1 protein-coding gene is annotated in these 203 nt (G+C 67.0%); it reads left to right on the top strand.

Annotated elements, in window-relative coordinates:
- On the top strand, positions 1 to 203 hold a 203-nt coding region (locus A3722_RS10035; RefSeq protein WP_201722005.1), incomplete at both ends, for an L-threonylcarbamoyladenylate synthase.

Here is a 203-nt window from a genome sequence, read left to right as displayed (position 1 = left end):
GCCTTGCGGTGCGCGTGCCAGCCCACCCCGCCATGCGGCAGGTCTTGCAGGCACTCGATGGTCCAGTGGCCGCGCCCTCGGCCAACCCATCGGGCAAAATCAGCGCCACCACGGCTGCGCATGTTCTGGCGGGCCTCGACGGTAAGATCGCGGCGGTACTGGATGACGGCGCCTGCACTGTTGGTTTGGAAAGCACGATCCTC

Origin of the sequence: Sulfitobacter sp. HI0027, from assembly GCF_001634775.1 — a bacterium.
Taxonomy (GTDB): Bacteria; Pseudomonadota; Alphaproteobacteria; order Rhodobacterales; family Rhodobacteraceae; genus Sulfitobacter.
The sequence above is the reverse complement of the archived record's forward strand: the minus strand, read 5'-3'. Positions and strand labels throughout refer to the sequence as shown.